The organism is Epibacterium sp. ABZ3_068, assembly GCF_056159265.1.
This window is the reverse complement of the sequence record NZ_JBSWUV010000001.1, coordinates 691,010-706,919: the sequence shown is the minus strand read 5'-3', so window position 1 is coordinate 706,919 and position 15,910 is coordinate 691,010. Positions and strand designations below refer to the sequence as shown.

Genomic DNA, 15,910 nt, shown 5'->3' with positions numbered 1-15,910 from the left:
AGCCTTATTCAGGGATGACGTGGGGGGTGCCGTGCACAGGGTCGGGTATGATCCGGCAGGGCAGGCCAAAGACGTCCTGCATGACTGGCTCAGTGACCACATCGGCAGGTGTCCCCTGGCAATAGACACGACCGGATTTGAGGGTGATCATATGGCATGCAAAGCGGGCCGCGAGGTTGATGTCATGCAGCACCATGACAATGGTGCGGCCGGTCTCCCGATTGAGGCCCCGCACGAGTTTCAAAAGCTCGATTTGATGTGGCAGATCAAGGTACGTCGTGGGTTCGTCCAGCAACAAAATGCCAGTGTCCTGGGCCAGAGCCATAGCAATCCAGGCACGCTGGCGCTGGCCGCCGGAGAGCGCGTCCAGGGGGCGCTCGGCAAGGGCTGTCATGCCGGTCCGTTGCAAAGCATTGTCAACGGCTGTGGCATCCTGGCGTGACCATTGCCGCAATGGTGATTGATGAGGCGTGCGGCCGCGTGCGACCAGGTCGCGGACTGTCATGCCTTCTGGGGCTGCAGGTGATTGCGGCAGGATCGCCAGCCTTTGCGCAACAGAACGGCTGGGCTGTTGGTGGATCGCTTTTCCGTCCAGAACCACTTGACCAGAGGTTGCGGGTTGAAGCCGCGCCAACGCGCGCAGGAAAGTGGACTTTCCGCATGCATTGGGACCGGCGATGACCGTGACGCTGCCGTCGGGAATCTCTGCTGTTACATCTGTCAGAACTGGCGTTCCGTCATAGCCCGCTGAAAATTTCTCGGCGCTTAAACGGGCGCTTGGAGAGATATTGGCCGATTGCATCACAATGCTCCTTTGCGGAAGTGGTGTAGCAGCATCCAAATCAACAAGGGTGCGCCAACAAGAGCGGTAAAAACGCCGGCGGGCAGCTGAATCCCGGGTATGCTGCGGGAGGCAGTATCAGCCAGCAGGGTGATGAAAGCCCCCACGAAGGCTGCTCCGGTCAGGGCCGGGTGGTCTCTGGAGCCAAAGGCGCGTGCAAGAGGCCCCGCCGCGAAGGCCACAAACGGCAGTGGACCGGCAGTGCTGACCGCCAATGCGGCCAACAGGGTTGCGGTTACCGTCAGGGCCAGCCGTAAGGCAGGCAGGTTCAGGCCCAGAGCGGCTGCGGTGTCGTCGCCCAGTGACAATCGTGCGAGCGGGAATTGCAGCCACAGGGCCAGTGGCGTCAGCAGGGCCAGCCCAGCCCATACACGGGTCGCGTCGCTCCAGTTGCGCGCATTCAATGATCCGGTCAGCCAATGTGCCATGTCAGCCGCGCTTTGGATGTCGAGGCGGCTGAGAAGCAGGTCGGCCACGGCACTTAGTGCGAGCCCGGCGCCGATGCCGGTTAGGATCAGCCGAGCTGGGGACAACCCGTCCTTCCAGGCCAGCAGGGTAACGACAGCGGAAGTCAGCAATGCTCCGGCAATCGCTCCGGGCAGAACCAGACCGCCGGTCAAGATCAGAGCAGCCAGTGCCCCGCAACTCGCACCGGCGTTAAACCCAATCACATCGGGTGCGGCCAGGGGGTTGCGCAACATCGCTTGGAAAATCGCACCGGACAGGCCAAAGGCGGCTCCGGCCCCAAGGGCCGACAAAATGCGCGGAAGACGAAGATCAAGGAGAACAAGCTGTTCCATCGCACTTCCGTAACCAGTTAGAACCTGCAGACTGCGGAATAAGCCAAGAGGATAACTGCCAAGCTGAGCTGCCAATGCGGAAAGCGCCAGCAGCGCGGTCAGCATCAAGGCACCTGCAAAAACGGCGCGGCGGGAAATTTTGAACGAAACAGAAGAGATGCGAAAGATCCAGGTCACAAGCGTCGGGCTCCGTTCTGACGGACCAGCCAAATCAATGCGGGCCCGCCCAGTAATGCGGTCATCACCCCGGCCGGCAGGCTGCCTCCAAAGACTGGTAGGCGACCGGTCAGATCTGCGGCAAGCAGGAGAATGGATCCAAATGGAGCAGACAGTGCAAGGCTCCAGCGCAGTCCCGGGCCGGCGGCCCAGCGGGCCAGATGCGGCACGATCAGTCCTAAGAACGCAATAGGTCCCGCCAAAGCGACAGCACTGCCGCTTAGCAGGACAATGGCGGTGCCAGCCAGCAGACGTGCAGCCCCGGTGCGAATCCCAAGTCCACGGGCACTGTCTTCGCCCAATAACAGGGCATCCAGGCCTGGCATTGCTGCAGCTGCTGCGAGCGCCCCCAAGGCAAAAAACGGAGAAAGTGCCACAAGCGTTTGCATGTCGATCCCGTCAAGCCCGCCGAGAACCCAAAAACGATAGGTATCCAGCGTCTGTTGACTGGCCAGCAACAAAGCCCGGGTGAGAGCAAGAAACAGAGCGCTGATGGCAGCCCCTGCGAGCAGCAGTCGCAACGGGCTTGCCAGCGGACCGCCGCTGAGTGCTGCCACCAGCAAAGCGGCCGCAAGCGCACCCAGAAGGGCAGCCCAGACAAAGCTCGCAGGATCCGTAATGCCGAGCAGCAGAATACAGCCCGTCACAGAAAGCGCTGCTCCTCCGTTGATCCCGAGCAGCCCAGGATCGGCCAGCGGGTTGCGGGTCAGTCCTTGGATCAAAGTTCCGGAAACGCCCAGAGAGGCTCCGATCAGGATTGCACCGAACAGGCGCGGCAGCCGCATCTGTCTGACCACGATCTGTTCTGCGCTGGTGATGTCATAAGCCGCTAAGGCATGCCAGACCTCAGTCCAGCGGACCGGGCGCAGGCCCAGTCGCAGGGATGCCACTGCAAGCAGGATCAACGCGGCCAGCGATCCAGCCAGCCAGAGCGACCGGCGCGAGAGGGTAGCGTGGCTGTGCGAGGCGGGCAGGGCCAGTGTATTGTCAGACATCTTAAAACCCCTTTGGCAGCAGACCCGCCTCGGCCATGCCGGGAACGGGCGTCGCAGGGTCGCCATCCGACGCGGCCTCCAAAAGGGGAACCAACTGGTCCAACGCGTAGTCCAGGCTGAGTGGACTGGAATGGGATAAGGCGGCAGCCAGAAGAGGGTCGGCGTGGATTTCCCTGCCTTCCCTGTAAGCACGCAACGTCGGGCGCAGCGGCATCCGCGCTATCTTTGATGCAGACCCGCCGTAATCGAGCCAGATCAGCACATCTGTGTCGATCGCAGAAGGGTCTTCGTCCGGGATCAGCGTGTGAAAACTGTTGATCCCGGCTGCGGCGTTGATTTCGGCCGGGATCTGGAAACCAAGCGCTTCCAGAAAGCGGCCGCGGATATCGCGGCTGGTAAAGGCTCCGGTTTGCCCTGCCCAGACCATGGCAGCGCTTGCCCCTTGCCATTCCGGGTGGCTGGCGCGGAGCGTTTCAAACCTTCGACCAATGCGATCAATCACCGCCTCTGCTTTGTCGGAGGTACCCGTAGCCGCACCGAGGCGCCTCAGCATAAGCTGCCAGGGCGTGCCATAGTCGCCATAGGCCGGGGGCGGCGCAAGTGTGGGGGCAATACGGGACAAAAGGGCGTATTCACGATCTGTGATGCCAGACCATTGAGCCGCAATCAGGTCGGGTTCAAGCGCTGCAATCGCTTCGACATCTATGCCGCCCCGCAATACAACCGGGCGGGCCTCTCCCATCACGTCCAGTGCCCAGGGCCACACGCCAGACGGATCGTTTCCATACCAGTTGCGCAAGGCAATTGGTTGTTCATCAAGAGCCAGCAGGAAGTCATGACCGGTAAAACTTAGCGACACAATGCGGTGGGGCTTTGACGGTATCGTCGCTTCTCCGAAACGCGTCTCAAGCGTCACGGGGAAGCCCTGCGCCGCCGCCGAAACGGCCAGTAACCAAGATAACACGATGCAGGCAAAGGCAATACGCATAGCTGATTTTCAGTCTTAGGTCAGACATTGTCCGTTTGTTCATCTGCTTCAAGCAGAAGAGATTTAAACGTCTGACTGGACTGGACTCCTGTAATAAGGTGCCCGCAATCTTGCTAATACGCTTCTAGAGTGTAGTCAGCACCGGATATACAGTCTTAACGTTTCAGTCAAGGAAGGTGCTGTTTCCCCCAAAAAGCGATCCATCTGTTCGTATTTTGTTTCTGATCTAGGTTTTGGTCTGGCGATCAGTGCCTTTGGGAAGGCCGCTGAGCGCTCTCGGTTGTCGGGGGGGGCAGCAAAAGGATCCCTGACCATAATGCAGTGCAAAAACTGCATAGAGTGATACTTGGCCGGTAATCAGGTGGGAGGAGGATCGCAATCCGTTGCGATTTTTGTCTTTCATTTGTCGTGTCGGCGACGCTCTGCGTCTGAGGCCGCCTTTGGAGAGTGGTGGCAATCCGCAAAAGTTTCTCAATTCCAGACTTGATAATCTTTCTGATATGTCGTTAATTTCTGTCATGACAGAAAAAACAGCCATAAATGATTCCACAGCCAAAGCTCAGTTCATTTTGTATTGGGGTGACATGGGGAGCCAGTGGGGCGTGAACCGCTCAGTGGCTCAGATCCACGCTCTTTTGTTCCTGAGCGTACGCCCTTTGAACGCCGAAGATATTGCCGATCAGCTGGGCGTTGCACGGTCCAATGTGTCTAATTCGCTAAAGGAATTGGTAGGGTGGAAGTTAATCCGCCGTGTGCCGGTCGCCGGCGATCGCAGAGAGCACTTTGTGGCCGAGGTGGACGTATGGGAAATGGCGATGCTCATTGCGCAGGGGCGCAAGGAACGTGAGATCGACCCGGCGATGATCGCGATTGACAGCTGTGTGAAGCAAGCGTCCGAAGAGCAGAATATGGACCCGATCGTATTGGCTCGTATGCAGGATATGCAGGATTTTCTTGTGACGGCTGATCGGTGGTCGACGCAGATGCTGCGTGTACCAAAGTCCAAGCTGAGTGCGCTGATGAAGATGGGTGACAAGGTTTTGTCGCTGCTCGCATTTACGGGAAAAAAGACTGAGTGATCCTTGGCATTTTTTTGCGCTTTAATTTCTGAAATTACAGAAAATATAGACTTAACTGAAGGAACTGATGTTGTGAAAATCGATTTTTCTCCAAGCAACAGCACCTCCGATGATCGGTTTCCCAAGTTGGTCGGGCATAGGGCCTGGTCGGCGTTGCCCACCGCTGTCCGCAAACGGTTCGGACGGCGCATGCAAAGTGGAGCAAGTGTTACATATCAGGGTGTTGTCGTAGGGATGAGAATGAACCTGGCCGGGCGTATCCTGGCACAAGTGGCGCGGATCGTGGGTGCTCCTCTCCCGTATGACCTGTCCTCCATTGACCAGCCTGCTGTTGTGACCGTGACTGAGGACATCGCCGGAGACGGGCAATTCTGGATCCGGATGTATGGGCGCGAAGCTGGATTTCCCCAGATCGTGCACAGTTCCAAACGCTTTTCAGGTCCAACAGGGCTGGAGGAGTACATTGGGTACGGCCTCGGCATGGCATTGAAGGTCACCGTGGAAGGGCGGGACCTGTTGTTCAAAAGTGACCACTATTTTCTGCGGGCCTTTGGCTTTCGGATAAAGCTGCCCCGCCTTTTCAGTCCCGGCTCCTTGGTCATCGGACATCACGATAACGGGGCTGGGCAATTCCGGTTTTCTCTCGACCTCAGGCACCCGATTTTCGGGCAAATGATCAGCCAGGACGCCATTTTTCAAGACGCAAAGGAGTAGTTTATGGACAATCCAATTTTATGGACCCTGATTTCGATACAGGTATTTATGGGGGCATTTGATACACTTGTGCACCACGAAGGAACCGAGCGCTTGGCTTGGCGTGTTTCGCAAAAACAAGAGCTGCGTCTGCATGGGGTGCGCAACTTTTTCTACGCAGTGATCTTTATGTCTTTTGCCTGGCTTGAGCCGCATGGAATTTTCACAGTTATTTTGGCTGGTATCCTTGCGGTCGAAGTGGTGATTACGCTTTGGGACTTTGTTGAAGAAGACCTGACCCGGAAGCTGCCGGCTTCGGAGCGGATCAATCACACACTGCTTGCGCTGAATTACGGTGCCATACTCGCCCTGGCCTCCCCCTATCTTTGGGCGTGGTCCCATTTGCCCAGTGCGTTGGTTCCGGTTAGCTATGGATGGTGGAGTGTCATGGCCTGCCTGTCATCAATTGGGGTGGGTGTATTTAGCATCCGGGATTTGCTGGCGGCCGCGCGGAGCGACCGATTGGAGCGAGGCAACCCTGCGGACTTGGTTTCCGGACTAAAACCGCGCCAGCATATCCTGGTAACCGGTGGCACGGGGTTTATCGGATCCCGTTTGGTGGAGGCTCTGGTTGCTGCTGGCCACCATGTTACCGTTCTCACCCGAAACCCAGCCAAAGCGAACCATCTGGCGCATCCGGTTCGGCTTGTGTCCAGCTTGGACAAGATCGACGACTCTTCCTACTTTGATGCCATTGTGAACCTCGCAGGTGATGCCATTGCCGGTGGACTTTGGACCCGCAAGAAACGGGCAGAGATTATTGCGTCGCGGGTAGAGATGACACGTTCAACTGATCGTCTGATTGCGCGTTTGCAAATCAAGCCGGGCTGTTTGGTCAATGGCTCAGCAGTGGGCTGGTATGGTCTGCAAGAGGACGGTGACGAAGGCGATTTGACAGAGGGTTCCTCTCCAAAGCCTGCATTTGTGCATGAGGTCTGTCACGCATGGGAGCAGGAAGCACAGCTCATTGCTAACCAAGGTGTCCGTGTCGTTTTGTTGCGTACAGGTTTGGTCCTGGGGGTTAATGGCGGTATGCTTGCAAAGCTTCTAACCCCGTTTGAATTTGGGGCGGGCGTTATCATGGGCCATGGTCGGCAGTGGATGTCGTGGATCGAGCATGACGACATGGTACGTGTAATATCATTTGCGATTGCTACCCCCTCTTTGTCTGGTGCGGTAAATGCTGTTGCTCCTCACCCAGTGACCAACGAGGTTTTTTCCCGCAGCCTGGCGTCTGCATTGCACCGCCCCCTGTTGTTGCGGTGTCCCGGATGGATTCTTGAAGGTTTGCTGGGGGACTTGGCGCGAGAGACGATGTTGGGAGGCCAACGCGTCCTGCCATCGCGTCTCATCGACAGTGGGTTCGTTTTTAATCACGCTTCCTTAGCGCCAATGCTGCGGCAGATCACGGGCGCTCGGTCTGACAATAGCCGATTGGGATAAGGACTTCCAAATCAAGAGGGGCGTTGCTCGCCGCATTCTACCTGGTGTGAAGTTTGTCTCTATATAAGAAATCGGCGGCTATGGTGCCGCCGATTTTTCCACCCTAAATCCTGAGTGTGCGACGCGTTGTCATCCAGCGGATGCAGGATACTCTCAGGCTGTTTCCAGATCATCCGCGGCGGCATAGGAGCCATCTTCGCGATGCACTTCTTTCCCGGCCACAGGAGGATTGAAGCAGCACGCCATGACGAGCTCCTCATCGGCGCGAAGGGTATGGCGGTCGTGCTTGTCCAGAGCATACATCACACCGGGCCGTATGTGGTGCGTTTCACCGGTCGCGATGTCGGTGATCGAGCCGGTGCCCTGCATGCAATAGACGCTTTCGAAGTGATTTTTGTATTCAAACGTGTGTTCCGATCCCGCTTCAAGAAAGGTAATGTGGAAAGAAAATCCCATTCCATCTTCTGCAAGCAGCATGCGCACGCTGCTCCACTGGGCGTCCGAAACGACGCGGTTGCGCTCTTTTTCAATGATTTCGTTGAAATCGCGTACAATCATGATCTTACTCGGCTGCAATTCTATGTGTGTTTACGACGTCCTGTGCTGCGCCAATTAGGATATCCAATCCGGTTTTCAGCACGTCCTCTGGGGTGGTTAGCGGAGCCAGGATCTTGATGACTTCATCCTCTGGACCCGAGGTTTCGATGATCAGTCCTCGCTTGAAGGCGCGGGCGCAAATTTCACCCGCTAGAACACCGCTGCCGACATCTACGCCGCGCATCATGCTGCGCCCCTTGAGCTGCGCACCGGGGACCATATCTGCGATGGTCTGCAGACCGTCTTCGACCAGTTGCGCCCGGCGGGAAATGTCGCGTTGAAATTCATCGCTGGCCCAGAATTTCTCCAAGGCAGCGCGTGCCGTGACAAAGGCGTGGTTGTTGCCGCGAAAGGTGCCATTGTGTTCAGCCGGGCCCATCAAGTCATACTCGGGTTTTACCAGGACCAGCCCCATTGGCAGGCCAAAGCCCGAAATGGATTTGGCCAAGGTGACGATGTCAGGGGAGATGTCCATGTCTTCAAATGAGAAGAATGTTCCTGTACGGCCACAGCCAGCCTGCACATCGTCGATTATCAGCAGCGCGCCAGCTTTCTGGGCCAGCTCTGCGATCCGCTGCAGCCAGGGGCGGCTTGCAACGTTCAGCCCGCCTTCGCCTTGTACGGTCTCGAGGATTATCGCAGCCGGTGCGTCCAGACCGCTTGAGCGATCGTTGAGCATCGCTTCCAAGAAATCAGCGGTATCGCCGCAGCCGGCGAAATAACCATCATAGGGCATTCTGGTCACCCCATTCAGCGTCGTGCCCGCACCACCACGGTGGTAGCTGTTTCCCGTCGCCGCCAAGGCTCCCTGGGTGACGCCGTGAAAACCGTTGGTGAAGGCGATGATATTGCTTCGGCCGGTGGCTTTGCGGGCGATTTTCATTGCGGCCTCGACAGCGTTTGCACCGGTCGGCCCGGTAAACATGAGCTTGTGAGACATGCCACGCGGGGTCAGTATGTGCTCTTCAAACGCCGTGATAAATGCGGCTTTTGCATCGGTGTGCATGTCCAACCCATGTGCAACACCGTCAGCCTGGATATGTGCGATCAGCGCGTCTTTCAGGTCTGGATCATTGTGGCCGTAGTTCAACGACGAGCAGCCGGCGAGGAAATCGATGTAACGTCTTCCATCGCTGGATGTCATTTCGGAGCCGTTGGCCGAGGTGAAAACAGTGTCAAACCCCCGGCAATAGCTGCGCGCCTCGGATTCACGGCGTGTGAATATGGAAGTATCAGTCGGGTTCGTATGCATACGACCTCTCTTGGGTTTTGGCGGGTGGATAAAAGGAAAGCTGGCCAGCAAAGGAGGGCGCATGGCTTAGGCAGCCAGTTGCGCTCGTTTGGAAAGCGGAATGGTAACCAGATACTCGGTCTTGTGGCGTTCCTGGAAATGCAGAGCTTGCGTATAATAGGGCGCACTCTCCAGCTTCTGACCTTGGAGATGTGAAAATTTGCGGAACAATGCCCAAGAGGCTTCATTATCCGCGGTAATGGTCGTCTGAATGCGGCTCACCCCACTGCACTGCGGACGGTTCAGAATGTGCTGCAGCATCAAACCACTTAACCCTTGGCCACGTGCGACCTCCGATACGGCAACTTGCCAGACAAACAGCGTGTCCGGCTCGTTCGGCATGACATAGGCAGATACCCAGCCAGCGGTCTTGCCTGCCAATTCGGCCAGAACGCAGGTGTCGGCGAAGTGATCACACTGCAGCAAGTTGCAATACATCGAGTTTTCGTCAAGCGGGCGGCAGGCTCTGACAAGGTACCAGATTTCTGCGCCATCTTTGGCGGAGGGTTTGCGCAAAGACGGCAAATCGACGTGCATTGAGTGAGCGGGGTGTTGCATAGGGGCTCCTTTCGCTTCGTTTATCAAAGTAACAGGATATGGACGTAACTTCAATAGTCGAAGCAATTAATAGGGAAATTGATGGAAATATCTGAAAATTACAACGATTCATGATGTAAAATCACCATAAATAGCTTTGATGAGTGAAGTTTGTTTGTGTTTGCGCCCTGAGTCCAAAGTGCATAAGGTTTGACAATCAAATGAATGGAGGCAATTTGGACCGTATCGATAGTAGCTTGATTGCCCTCAGGCGGATTGTGCGCGCGACTGAATTGTTTGGACGCAAGATACGTCAGTCCACGGGGGTTACGCCCACGCAATTCCGTGTCCTGCAAATCATATCAGAACAGGGATACACCACGGCCAAAGCTGTCTCCCTGCGCATGAGGGTTTCGCAGGGAACTGTCACCTCTTTGGTTGATAAGTTGGTACGAGATGGGTTGGCCGTGCGTGAGAAGTCTACTCTGGATCGGCGGCAGACCAATATTGTGCTGACTGACGCTGGACGCACAGTGCTGAGCGACGCCCCTGATCCGCTACAGCAGCGATTTGTGCGCAAGTTCGCAGCGATGGAGGATTGGGAGCAAGCCATGTTGGTCGCAAACCTCGAACGCGTTGCGGGCATGCTTGATGCGGAAGACATGGACGCGTCACCGGTTCTGGATACAGGTGAAATTCGGCCTGTAGAATAACCGTCGCCGGAAGTTGAAGGAGAGACAATCGCCGCGCCCTGACTGTAAGGGCTAGGGGTCTTGCCGGGCATTCCTATAATGTACGAGACGTTTCCATGCTGCCTTGGCACGGAGTTGCGACAGCTAAGGCAATTGGCGCGCCGAAAAGCCATGAGGGCGTTCCGGCGCGTTTCGATGAGGTATGAGGTTCAGAACGGATAGTTCTGATTTGGATCTTCGATTGTGATCCATCTTAGATCGGTAAACTCGCCAATACCTGCCTTGCCACCAAATCGGCCATAGCCCGATGCTTTGACGCCGCCAAATGGCATTTGGGGTTCATCAGAGACCGTTGGCCCATTTATGTGGCAGATGCCGGCTTCGATGCGTTCCGCAACTTTCATCGCCTTGGTAATGTCCTGACAAAACACCGCAGAGGCCAAGCCATATTCCGTGTCGTTGGCAACTTTTATCGCGGCGTCGGTATCGGCCACACGGATGATGGATTTCACCGGGCCAAAACTTTCCTCGTGATAGATCCGCATATTTGCATCTACACCATCCAACAGTGTCGCCGCATGGATCGCGCCTTTGCGGGTGCCTCCGGCAACAAGCCGAGCCCCGTTTTCAATTGCGTCTGCAATCAGCCCATCCATTTTCGCAGCCGCGTCTTTGTCTGCCAATGCACCCAGGACAACCTGATCCCGGGGATTGCCAAAGGGCAGGGCGGCGGCCCGTGTCGCGAGTTTGTCGACAAAAGCATCGGCAATAGAGTCGACAACGATAATCCGCTCCGTGGACATGCAGATCTGGCCTTGGTTCATGAACGCACCAAAAATGGCCGCATTGACAGCGCCGTCGAGGTCCGCTTCTTCGAGCACTAAAAGCGGTGCCTTGCCACCAAGCTCCAACAAAGCCGGTTTCAGATTTTCGCCCGCAATCCGCCCAATAATCCGCCCTACATGCGTTGAGCCGGTAAAATTCACATGTTTAACCTCGGGGGCTTCAATCAGGGCTTTGACCACTGCGGGTGCATCTTCAGGTGCGTTTGAGATCACGTTGATTGCACCTTCGGGAAGGCCAGCCTCGCTTAGGCATTCGCCGATCAAACGATGGGTGCGCGGGCAAAGTTCTGAGGACTTCAGTACCACAGTATTGCCGCAGGCTAGGGCCATCGCCACCGCTCGCGTTCCCAGGATCACCGGCGCATTCCACGGGGCAATACCAAGACAAACGCCTTTGGGCTTTGCAACCGCCATTGCCAGCGTCCCTGGCTTGTTGGCGGGGATCACTTCGCCGCCGATTTGCGTGGTCATTGCCCCGGCTTCGCGCAGCATGCCCGAGGCGAGATGCACGTTGAACCCAGCCCAAATGCGCGTGGCTCCGGTTTCTTCGACCATCGCCTCCACAAATTCGCCTGAACGAGCATCCATAATCTCTGCGGCTTTAACCAAAATCGCGCGCCGTGCTGCCGGGCCTTGGGTGGACCATATGGAAAAGGCGGACTGCGCCGCCGATACAGCTTTGAGCGCGTCTTGCACGCAGGCCGCTGCTGCTATGGTGGCCACCTCTCCTTTCACGGGATCGCGACGGATAAAGGTCGCACCTTCTTGTGCGGCTACGTTCTTGCCGCCAATCAATAGATCCAAACTCATGCCGTCCCCTTTCAATTCAAGCCGTGGCTGGTTGCATCGATATGCGCGCGCATGCCGCCATCTGTGGCGACGTTCACGCCGCGCAGCCAGGCCGCACCATCCGATAGCAAGAAGGTCACAACGGGCGCGATGTCCGTTGGTGCGCCGGGGCGATCCATAATGCGCATGTCTTCTTCGGCGCGCTCGCCCAGGGTCTCCAGAAAATCGCCAAGGATCGGCGTGTCCACAGGGCCTGGGCTCACGGAATTCATACGAATGCCACGGTCTCTCCATGTCCAGCGGTTTTCATGTGTCCAGGCCACAAGTGCTTGCTTTGAAAAGAAATAGCTGATGTCTGGTGTGATTTGATGGGCGTCTGCAAACTCCGGGATACCCGTGTGGGTCAGGCCGTCTGCGGCCCGGATCTTGTCCACGACACCTTCCCAGCCAATGCCGGCCAAAGACGCCAGATTGACAATCGATGCGCCGTTACTAAGGCTCTCTACCAGCCCCAAGGTCAGCTTTTTCAGTGCGACAAGATTGACCGCCAGAACCACGTCGACCGGAGCCGTGGGCGGAACCCCTGCAATATTGGCAAGGCCATCCGCCTTGAGCGGTTTCAACTCCTCGATCAGGGCATCCAGCGCTGCTTCATCGGTCAAATCCACCTGATGGAACCCGTCCAATTCAATCGTCGGCCTATTGCGGTCAACGCCGATCACTTTCGCTCCGGCTGCGCGGGCCTGGCGCGCCGTTTCCTCTCCGATCCCGGATGAAACCCCGGTAATGATTATCGTCTTTCCCTCAAGCATTTCTGCCTCCCTATTCTGCTGCGAAGGACGTTGTGGCGTAGCCTTCGGGATGGAACGTCCCGTTCTCATCGCGGAAACTGTGCGCAAAATCGGGCCAGATCAGGGTCAGGCGACCCGAGCGCTCGTCGACGTACCAGGACTTACAGCCACCGGCGAGCCAGACAGTGCCTTCGGACATCCGATCGAGCTTCTCCATATAGGCGTCTTCTTGTTCGCGTTTGACCTCGATCACCTCGACGTTTGCTCTTTCGATGTGATCCAATGCGCCGAGAATGTAGTCCACCTGAGCTTCGATAATGTAGACCACGGAGTTGTGTCCAAGCCCGGTGTTCGGGCCATTGATGATGAACATGTTTGGGTAGCCGTTGACCGCGATACTGTCATAGGCCTGCATGCCCTGATCCCAATGGGCGTCCAGGCTGGTGCCATCTGCGTTGAAAATGCGGGTTGCAAAAGGTGGGCGTACAGCCTCAAATCCGGTGGCAAAGACCAGCACATCCAGATCATGGGCGACGCCGGATGATCCGATGGCCTGACCGCCGTCTACCTTGGCCAGGGCAGAGGCCTCAAGCGTTGTATTTTCGGCCGCAATTGCCGGGTAATAGCTGTTGGAAATCAGCAGGCGTTTACAGCCAACCTCATAATCGGGCGTGAGTTTCGCGCGCAGATCGGGATCTGATATGTTGTTTTCCAGATTGCTGAGCGCGAGTTCCTTGGCCTCATTGAGGTACCGAGGAATATTGCGTCGCTGCGCAAAGTTATGTTCGCCCGCCCAGAAAATTTCAGAGCGCATTTCATCTATTACGCTTGGATCGCGACGGCACATGCGCCGCTCGCCTTCGGTGTAGGCGCGATCCCAGCGCGGGATCATATAGGGGGCGGAACGTTGAAAAACGACCAGTTCTGATGCTACTTTCTGCATCTCAGGTACGATTTGAATCGCCGAGGCACCGGACCCCACAACACCGATTCTTTTCCCTTCAAGATCAACGGAGTGGTTCCAGTCGGCTGAGTGGAAAACCTCGCCTGTGAATGTTTCAAGCCCCTCGATTTTAGGCATATGGCCATCGGCCAAATGGCCGGTCCCGGTGATCAAGATTTTGGCCTCATAGGTGCCTTTTGAGGTTTCGACGATCCAACGTTTTTTACCCTCGTCCCAGGTGCTTTTCAGCATATCGGTGTTGAAATGCGTGTGGGGCAGGATGCCTTCGTCTTTGGCACATTTACGGATGTAGGCCTGGATCTCGCCTCCGGGAGAAAAGACGCGTGTCCAGTCGGGGTTGGGCAGGTAGCTGTAGGAATAAAGATGGCTGGGAACGTCGCAAGCGATCCCGGGGTAGTGGTTGTCACGCCAGGTGCCGCCCACATCAGATGCCCGTTCGATCATGATGAAATCATCGCGGCCGGATCGTTTCAGCTGAATTGCCATGCCAAGGCCCGCAAAGCCGGCGCCGATGATCAGGATCGGTGTTTGAGTGGTCATAATGGGTTCTCCTTACGGCTTTTGGGCGGGGATGATCGCGCCAGCGGGGTATTCGTCAGGCTGAGCGGTGAAGCGATCGACATAGTGGAAGAGTTCGGCGGCACGTTCATGGACAACCGCATGACCTGCCGGGATTTCGGCGTATCGGGCGTCCTCGATCGCGCCAAAAAGCTGTTTGGAATGATGTTTCGGCACCATCATGTCATAGGTGCCACCGATGACGAGGGTCTTGGCTGTTATGGTTTCACAGGCGGCTGCCACATCGATCCGGGTATTGAGATCCATCTGTTTGTCTACAAAGGGGCTCATCTCAAGCATGCCAGAGGCAGCAAGGATCGCGTCAAAGCCCTTCATGTTCATGAAGGCGGGTGAGAAGGCGCAAAATGTCATGTACTGGGTGATCGACGGGCTGTTTTCAGACCGCAGCTGACGCCACACATGGTTGCGCATCTTCTGGTGTGCGTCGGTTTTGAGCCAACCTGCGGTCAGAATGAGGTTGGTAATCTTGTCGCCCATGTCAGCGGCCACCTGCGCGGCCACAACCGCGCCCAGAGAATAGCCCATCAAAGTCACGGGGCCTGTGGGAACTTCGGCTTCGATCACCGCTCGTACTTGGTCCACAAGGTCGGACAGTTCGAGTGTCTCTCCGTTTGGCTCGGACCAGTCCAGAGCGATCACTCTTTGGCGATAGGACATCATGGGGAAGATGTAACCATAATGCCCGTCAATGGATCCGGCGGTGCCGTGAACCAGAACCAGCGGCGCGCGGTTGTTCTCTGGCCCTGCCACACGATAGCGCACCGTAACTCCGTTGACGGTCACATGGTTCTCGCGGAAGGGTTGGGTATCGAGCATGTCTCAATTTCCTTTTGTCAAAGCCTCCCCGTACGCAGCCTTTGGGCATCAGGCTCCGGTGCCGCTGCAGGCGTGCTGCGCGGGGATGGTTAAGTGTCAGGTAAGGGCCAATGCCCTTGGCGGGTCTTAGGCGGTTGGGATGTGAAAGCCTCCATCCACATAAATTGGTTGTCCGGTCACATAGGGCAGCGCGCCAGAGGCAAGGCTCGCCGCCACAGTGCCGATATCCGACGTCTCTCCCCAGCGCCTTTGGGTCACAGAACCGTTGTCAATATAAGCGTCGATCTTCCTGGTCGGAGCAGAGCCGGTCATTTCGGTGCGGATAAATCCGGGGCGAATTTCATGCACCGAAATGCCATGCGCCCCCAACCGATCCGCATAGAGTTTTGCAACCATCGACAGGCCGGCCTTGGAGACGCAATAGGGGCTGCGATCCGTGGATACATGGCTTGCGGCGATTGATGTGATAAATGTGATCGAGCGATAGCTATCTGTCTTGCGGGTCAGCATGCGTTTGGCCACGGCCTGAGTGAAAAAGAACGTTCCACGCAGATTCACATCGAGATTTTTGTCGAAGGCCTCGGTGCCGAGTTCAAGGATGTCGGTCAGCGGCCGGGCAGCGATGCCTGCGTTGTTCACCAAGGCATCTATCGGTCCCAGTGCGGCTTCTGCGGCCGCGATTGCGTCTGCGTGGCTGTCGACATCGGCAAGATCCATTGGGCCGAACCACGCCTTTGCCCCTGCGGCTTCAAGCTCGTTCTGTACAGCTTCGGATTTTGCATCTTTGAAGAGGTCCAGTCCCGCGATGTCAAAGCCGACCTGGGCCAGGGCCAGAGCAATGCCGCGCCCAAGTCCCTGTCGTGCGCCTGTTACAAGTGCAACGGGTCGTGCCAT

Annotated in this window: 16 protein-coding genes; 4 read left to right on the top strand and 12 right to left on the bottom strand. The window is 56.8% G+C overall.

Annotated elements, in window-relative coordinates; all coding sequences use genetic code 11:
• Window positions 1-4: 4 nt before the first annotated feature.
• From ACXAEW_RS03340 to ACXAEW_RS03325, 4 genes are read right to left on the bottom strand one after another with little or no spacing between them, the layout of a single operon-like run.
• On the bottom strand, window positions 5-787 hold the full coding sequence (locus ACXAEW_RS03340; protein ID WP_474942985.1) for an ABC transporter ATP-binding protein: 783 nt from the start codon (window positions 785-787) through the stop codon (window positions 5-7).
• Between the two features lie 14 nt (window positions 788-801).
• Entirely contained in the window at window positions 802-1,818 is a 1,017-nt protein-coding gene (locus ACXAEW_RS03335) for a FecCD family ABC transporter permease (RefSeq protein WP_474939976.1), read from the bottom strand.
• Window positions 1,815-2,852: a FecCD family ABC transporter permease gene (locus ACXAEW_RS03330; protein WP_474939975.1), complete on the bottom strand. Its 1,038-nt coding sequence runs from the start codon at window positions 2,850-2,852 to the stop codon at window positions 1,815-1,817. Before ACXAEW_RS03330 ends, ACXAEW_RS03335 begins: the two co-directional genes overlap by 4 nt.
• A 1-nt stretch (window position 2,853) precedes the next feature.
• Window positions 2,854-3,840 carry an ABC transporter substrate-binding protein gene (locus tag ACXAEW_RS03325; protein WP_474939974.1) on the bottom strand — a complete coding sequence of 329 codons (987 nt, stop codon included), beginning with the start codon at window positions 3,838-3,840 and terminating at the stop codon, window positions 2,854-2,856.
• A gap of 602 nt (window positions 3,841-4,442) precedes the next feature.
• Here ACXAEW_RS03325 and ACXAEW_RS03320 point away from each other — a divergent pair.
• From ACXAEW_RS03320 to ACXAEW_RS03310, 3 genes are all read left to right on the top strand, one after another.
• Window positions 4,443-4,919, top strand: a complete 477-nt coding sequence (locus ACXAEW_RS03320) for a GbsR/MarR family transcriptional regulator (RefSeq protein ID WP_474939973.1) — start codon at window positions 4,443-4,445, stop codon at window positions 4,917-4,919.
• Window positions 4,920-4,991: 72 nt separating this feature from the next.
• Window positions 4,992-5,633: a DUF4166 domain-containing protein gene (locus ACXAEW_RS03315; RefSeq protein WP_474939972.1), complete on the top strand. Its 642-nt coding sequence runs from the start codon at window positions 4,992-4,994 to the stop codon at window positions 5,631-5,633.
• Window positions 5,634-5,636: 3 nt separating this feature from the next.
• Window positions 5,637-7,115, top strand: a complete 1,479-nt coding sequence (locus ACXAEW_RS03310) for a TIGR01777 family oxidoreductase (RefSeq protein WP_474939971.1) — start codon at window positions 5,637-5,639, stop codon at window positions 7,113-7,115.
• Between the two features lie 153 nt (window positions 7,116-7,268).
• On the opposite strand, the gene ACXAEW_RS03305 is transcribed toward ACXAEW_RS03310, so the two are convergent.
• The 3 genes from ACXAEW_RS03305 to ectA form a co-directional block, all read right to left on the bottom strand.
• Entirely contained in the window at window positions 7,269-7,673 is a 405-nt protein-coding gene (locus ACXAEW_RS03305) for an ectoine synthase (protein WP_474939970.1), read from the bottom strand.
• Window positions 7,674-7,677: 4 nt separating this feature from the next.
• Complete coding sequence (gene ectB / locus ACXAEW_RS03300; protein ID WP_474939969.1) at window positions 7,678-8,964, bottom strand: diaminobutyrate--2-oxoglutarate transaminase; 1,287 nt, start codon at window positions 8,962-8,964, stop codon at window positions 7,678-7,680.
• A 66-nt stretch (window positions 8,965-9,030) separates the two neighbouring features.
• The gene (gene ectA / locus ACXAEW_RS03295) at window positions 9,031-9,561 is read right to left on the bottom strand and encodes a diaminobutyrate acetyltransferase (protein WP_474939968.1); all 531 of its coding nucleotides are present in this window, start codon (window positions 9,559-9,561) and stop codon (window positions 9,031-9,033) included.
• 215 nt (window positions 9,562-9,776) lie between these two features.
• Here ectA and ACXAEW_RS03290 point away from each other — a divergent pair, with 215 nt between their 5' ends.
• On the top strand, window positions 9,777-10,253 hold the full coding sequence (locus ACXAEW_RS03290; RefSeq protein ID WP_474939967.1) for a MarR family winged helix-turn-helix transcriptional regulator: 477 nt from the start codon (window positions 9,777-9,779) through the stop codon (window positions 10,251-10,253).
• A 188-nt stretch (window positions 10,254-10,441) separates the two neighbouring features.
• Here ACXAEW_RS03290 and ACXAEW_RS03285 read toward each other — a convergent pair whose 3' ends face one another.
• From ACXAEW_RS03285 to ACXAEW_RS03265, 5 genes are all read right to left on the bottom strand, one after another.
• A complete protein-coding gene (locus tag ACXAEW_RS03285) occupies window positions 10,442-11,887 on the bottom strand; it encodes an aldehyde dehydrogenase (RefSeq protein ID WP_474939966.1) in 1,446 nt (481 codons plus the stop codon).
• A gap of 11 nt (window positions 11,888-11,898) precedes the next feature.
• Window positions 11,899-12,678 carry a coniferyl-alcohol dehydrogenase gene (locus tag ACXAEW_RS03280; protein WP_474939965.1) on the bottom strand — a complete coding sequence of 260 codons (780 nt, stop codon included), beginning with the start codon at window positions 12,676-12,678 and terminating at the stop codon, window positions 11,899-11,901.
• A 10-nt stretch (window positions 12,679-12,688) separates the two neighbouring features.
• Window positions 12,689-14,161: a flavin-containing monooxygenase gene (locus ACXAEW_RS03275; RefSeq protein WP_474939964.1), complete on the bottom strand. Its 1,473-nt coding sequence runs from the start codon at window positions 14,159-14,161 to the stop codon at window positions 12,689-12,691.
• Between the two features lie 12 nt (window positions 14,162-14,173).
• Window positions 14,174-15,016, bottom strand: coding sequence for an alpha/beta fold hydrolase (locus ACXAEW_RS03270; protein WP_474939963.1), 843 nt, complete (start codon window positions 15,014-15,016; stop codon window positions 14,174-14,176).
• Window positions 15,017-15,142: 126 nt separating this feature from the next.
• Window positions 15,143-15,910: a 3-ketoacyl-ACP reductase gene (locus ACXAEW_RS03265; protein ID WP_474939962.1), complete on the bottom strand. Its 768-nt coding sequence runs from the start codon at window positions 15,908-15,910 to the stop codon at window positions 15,143-15,145.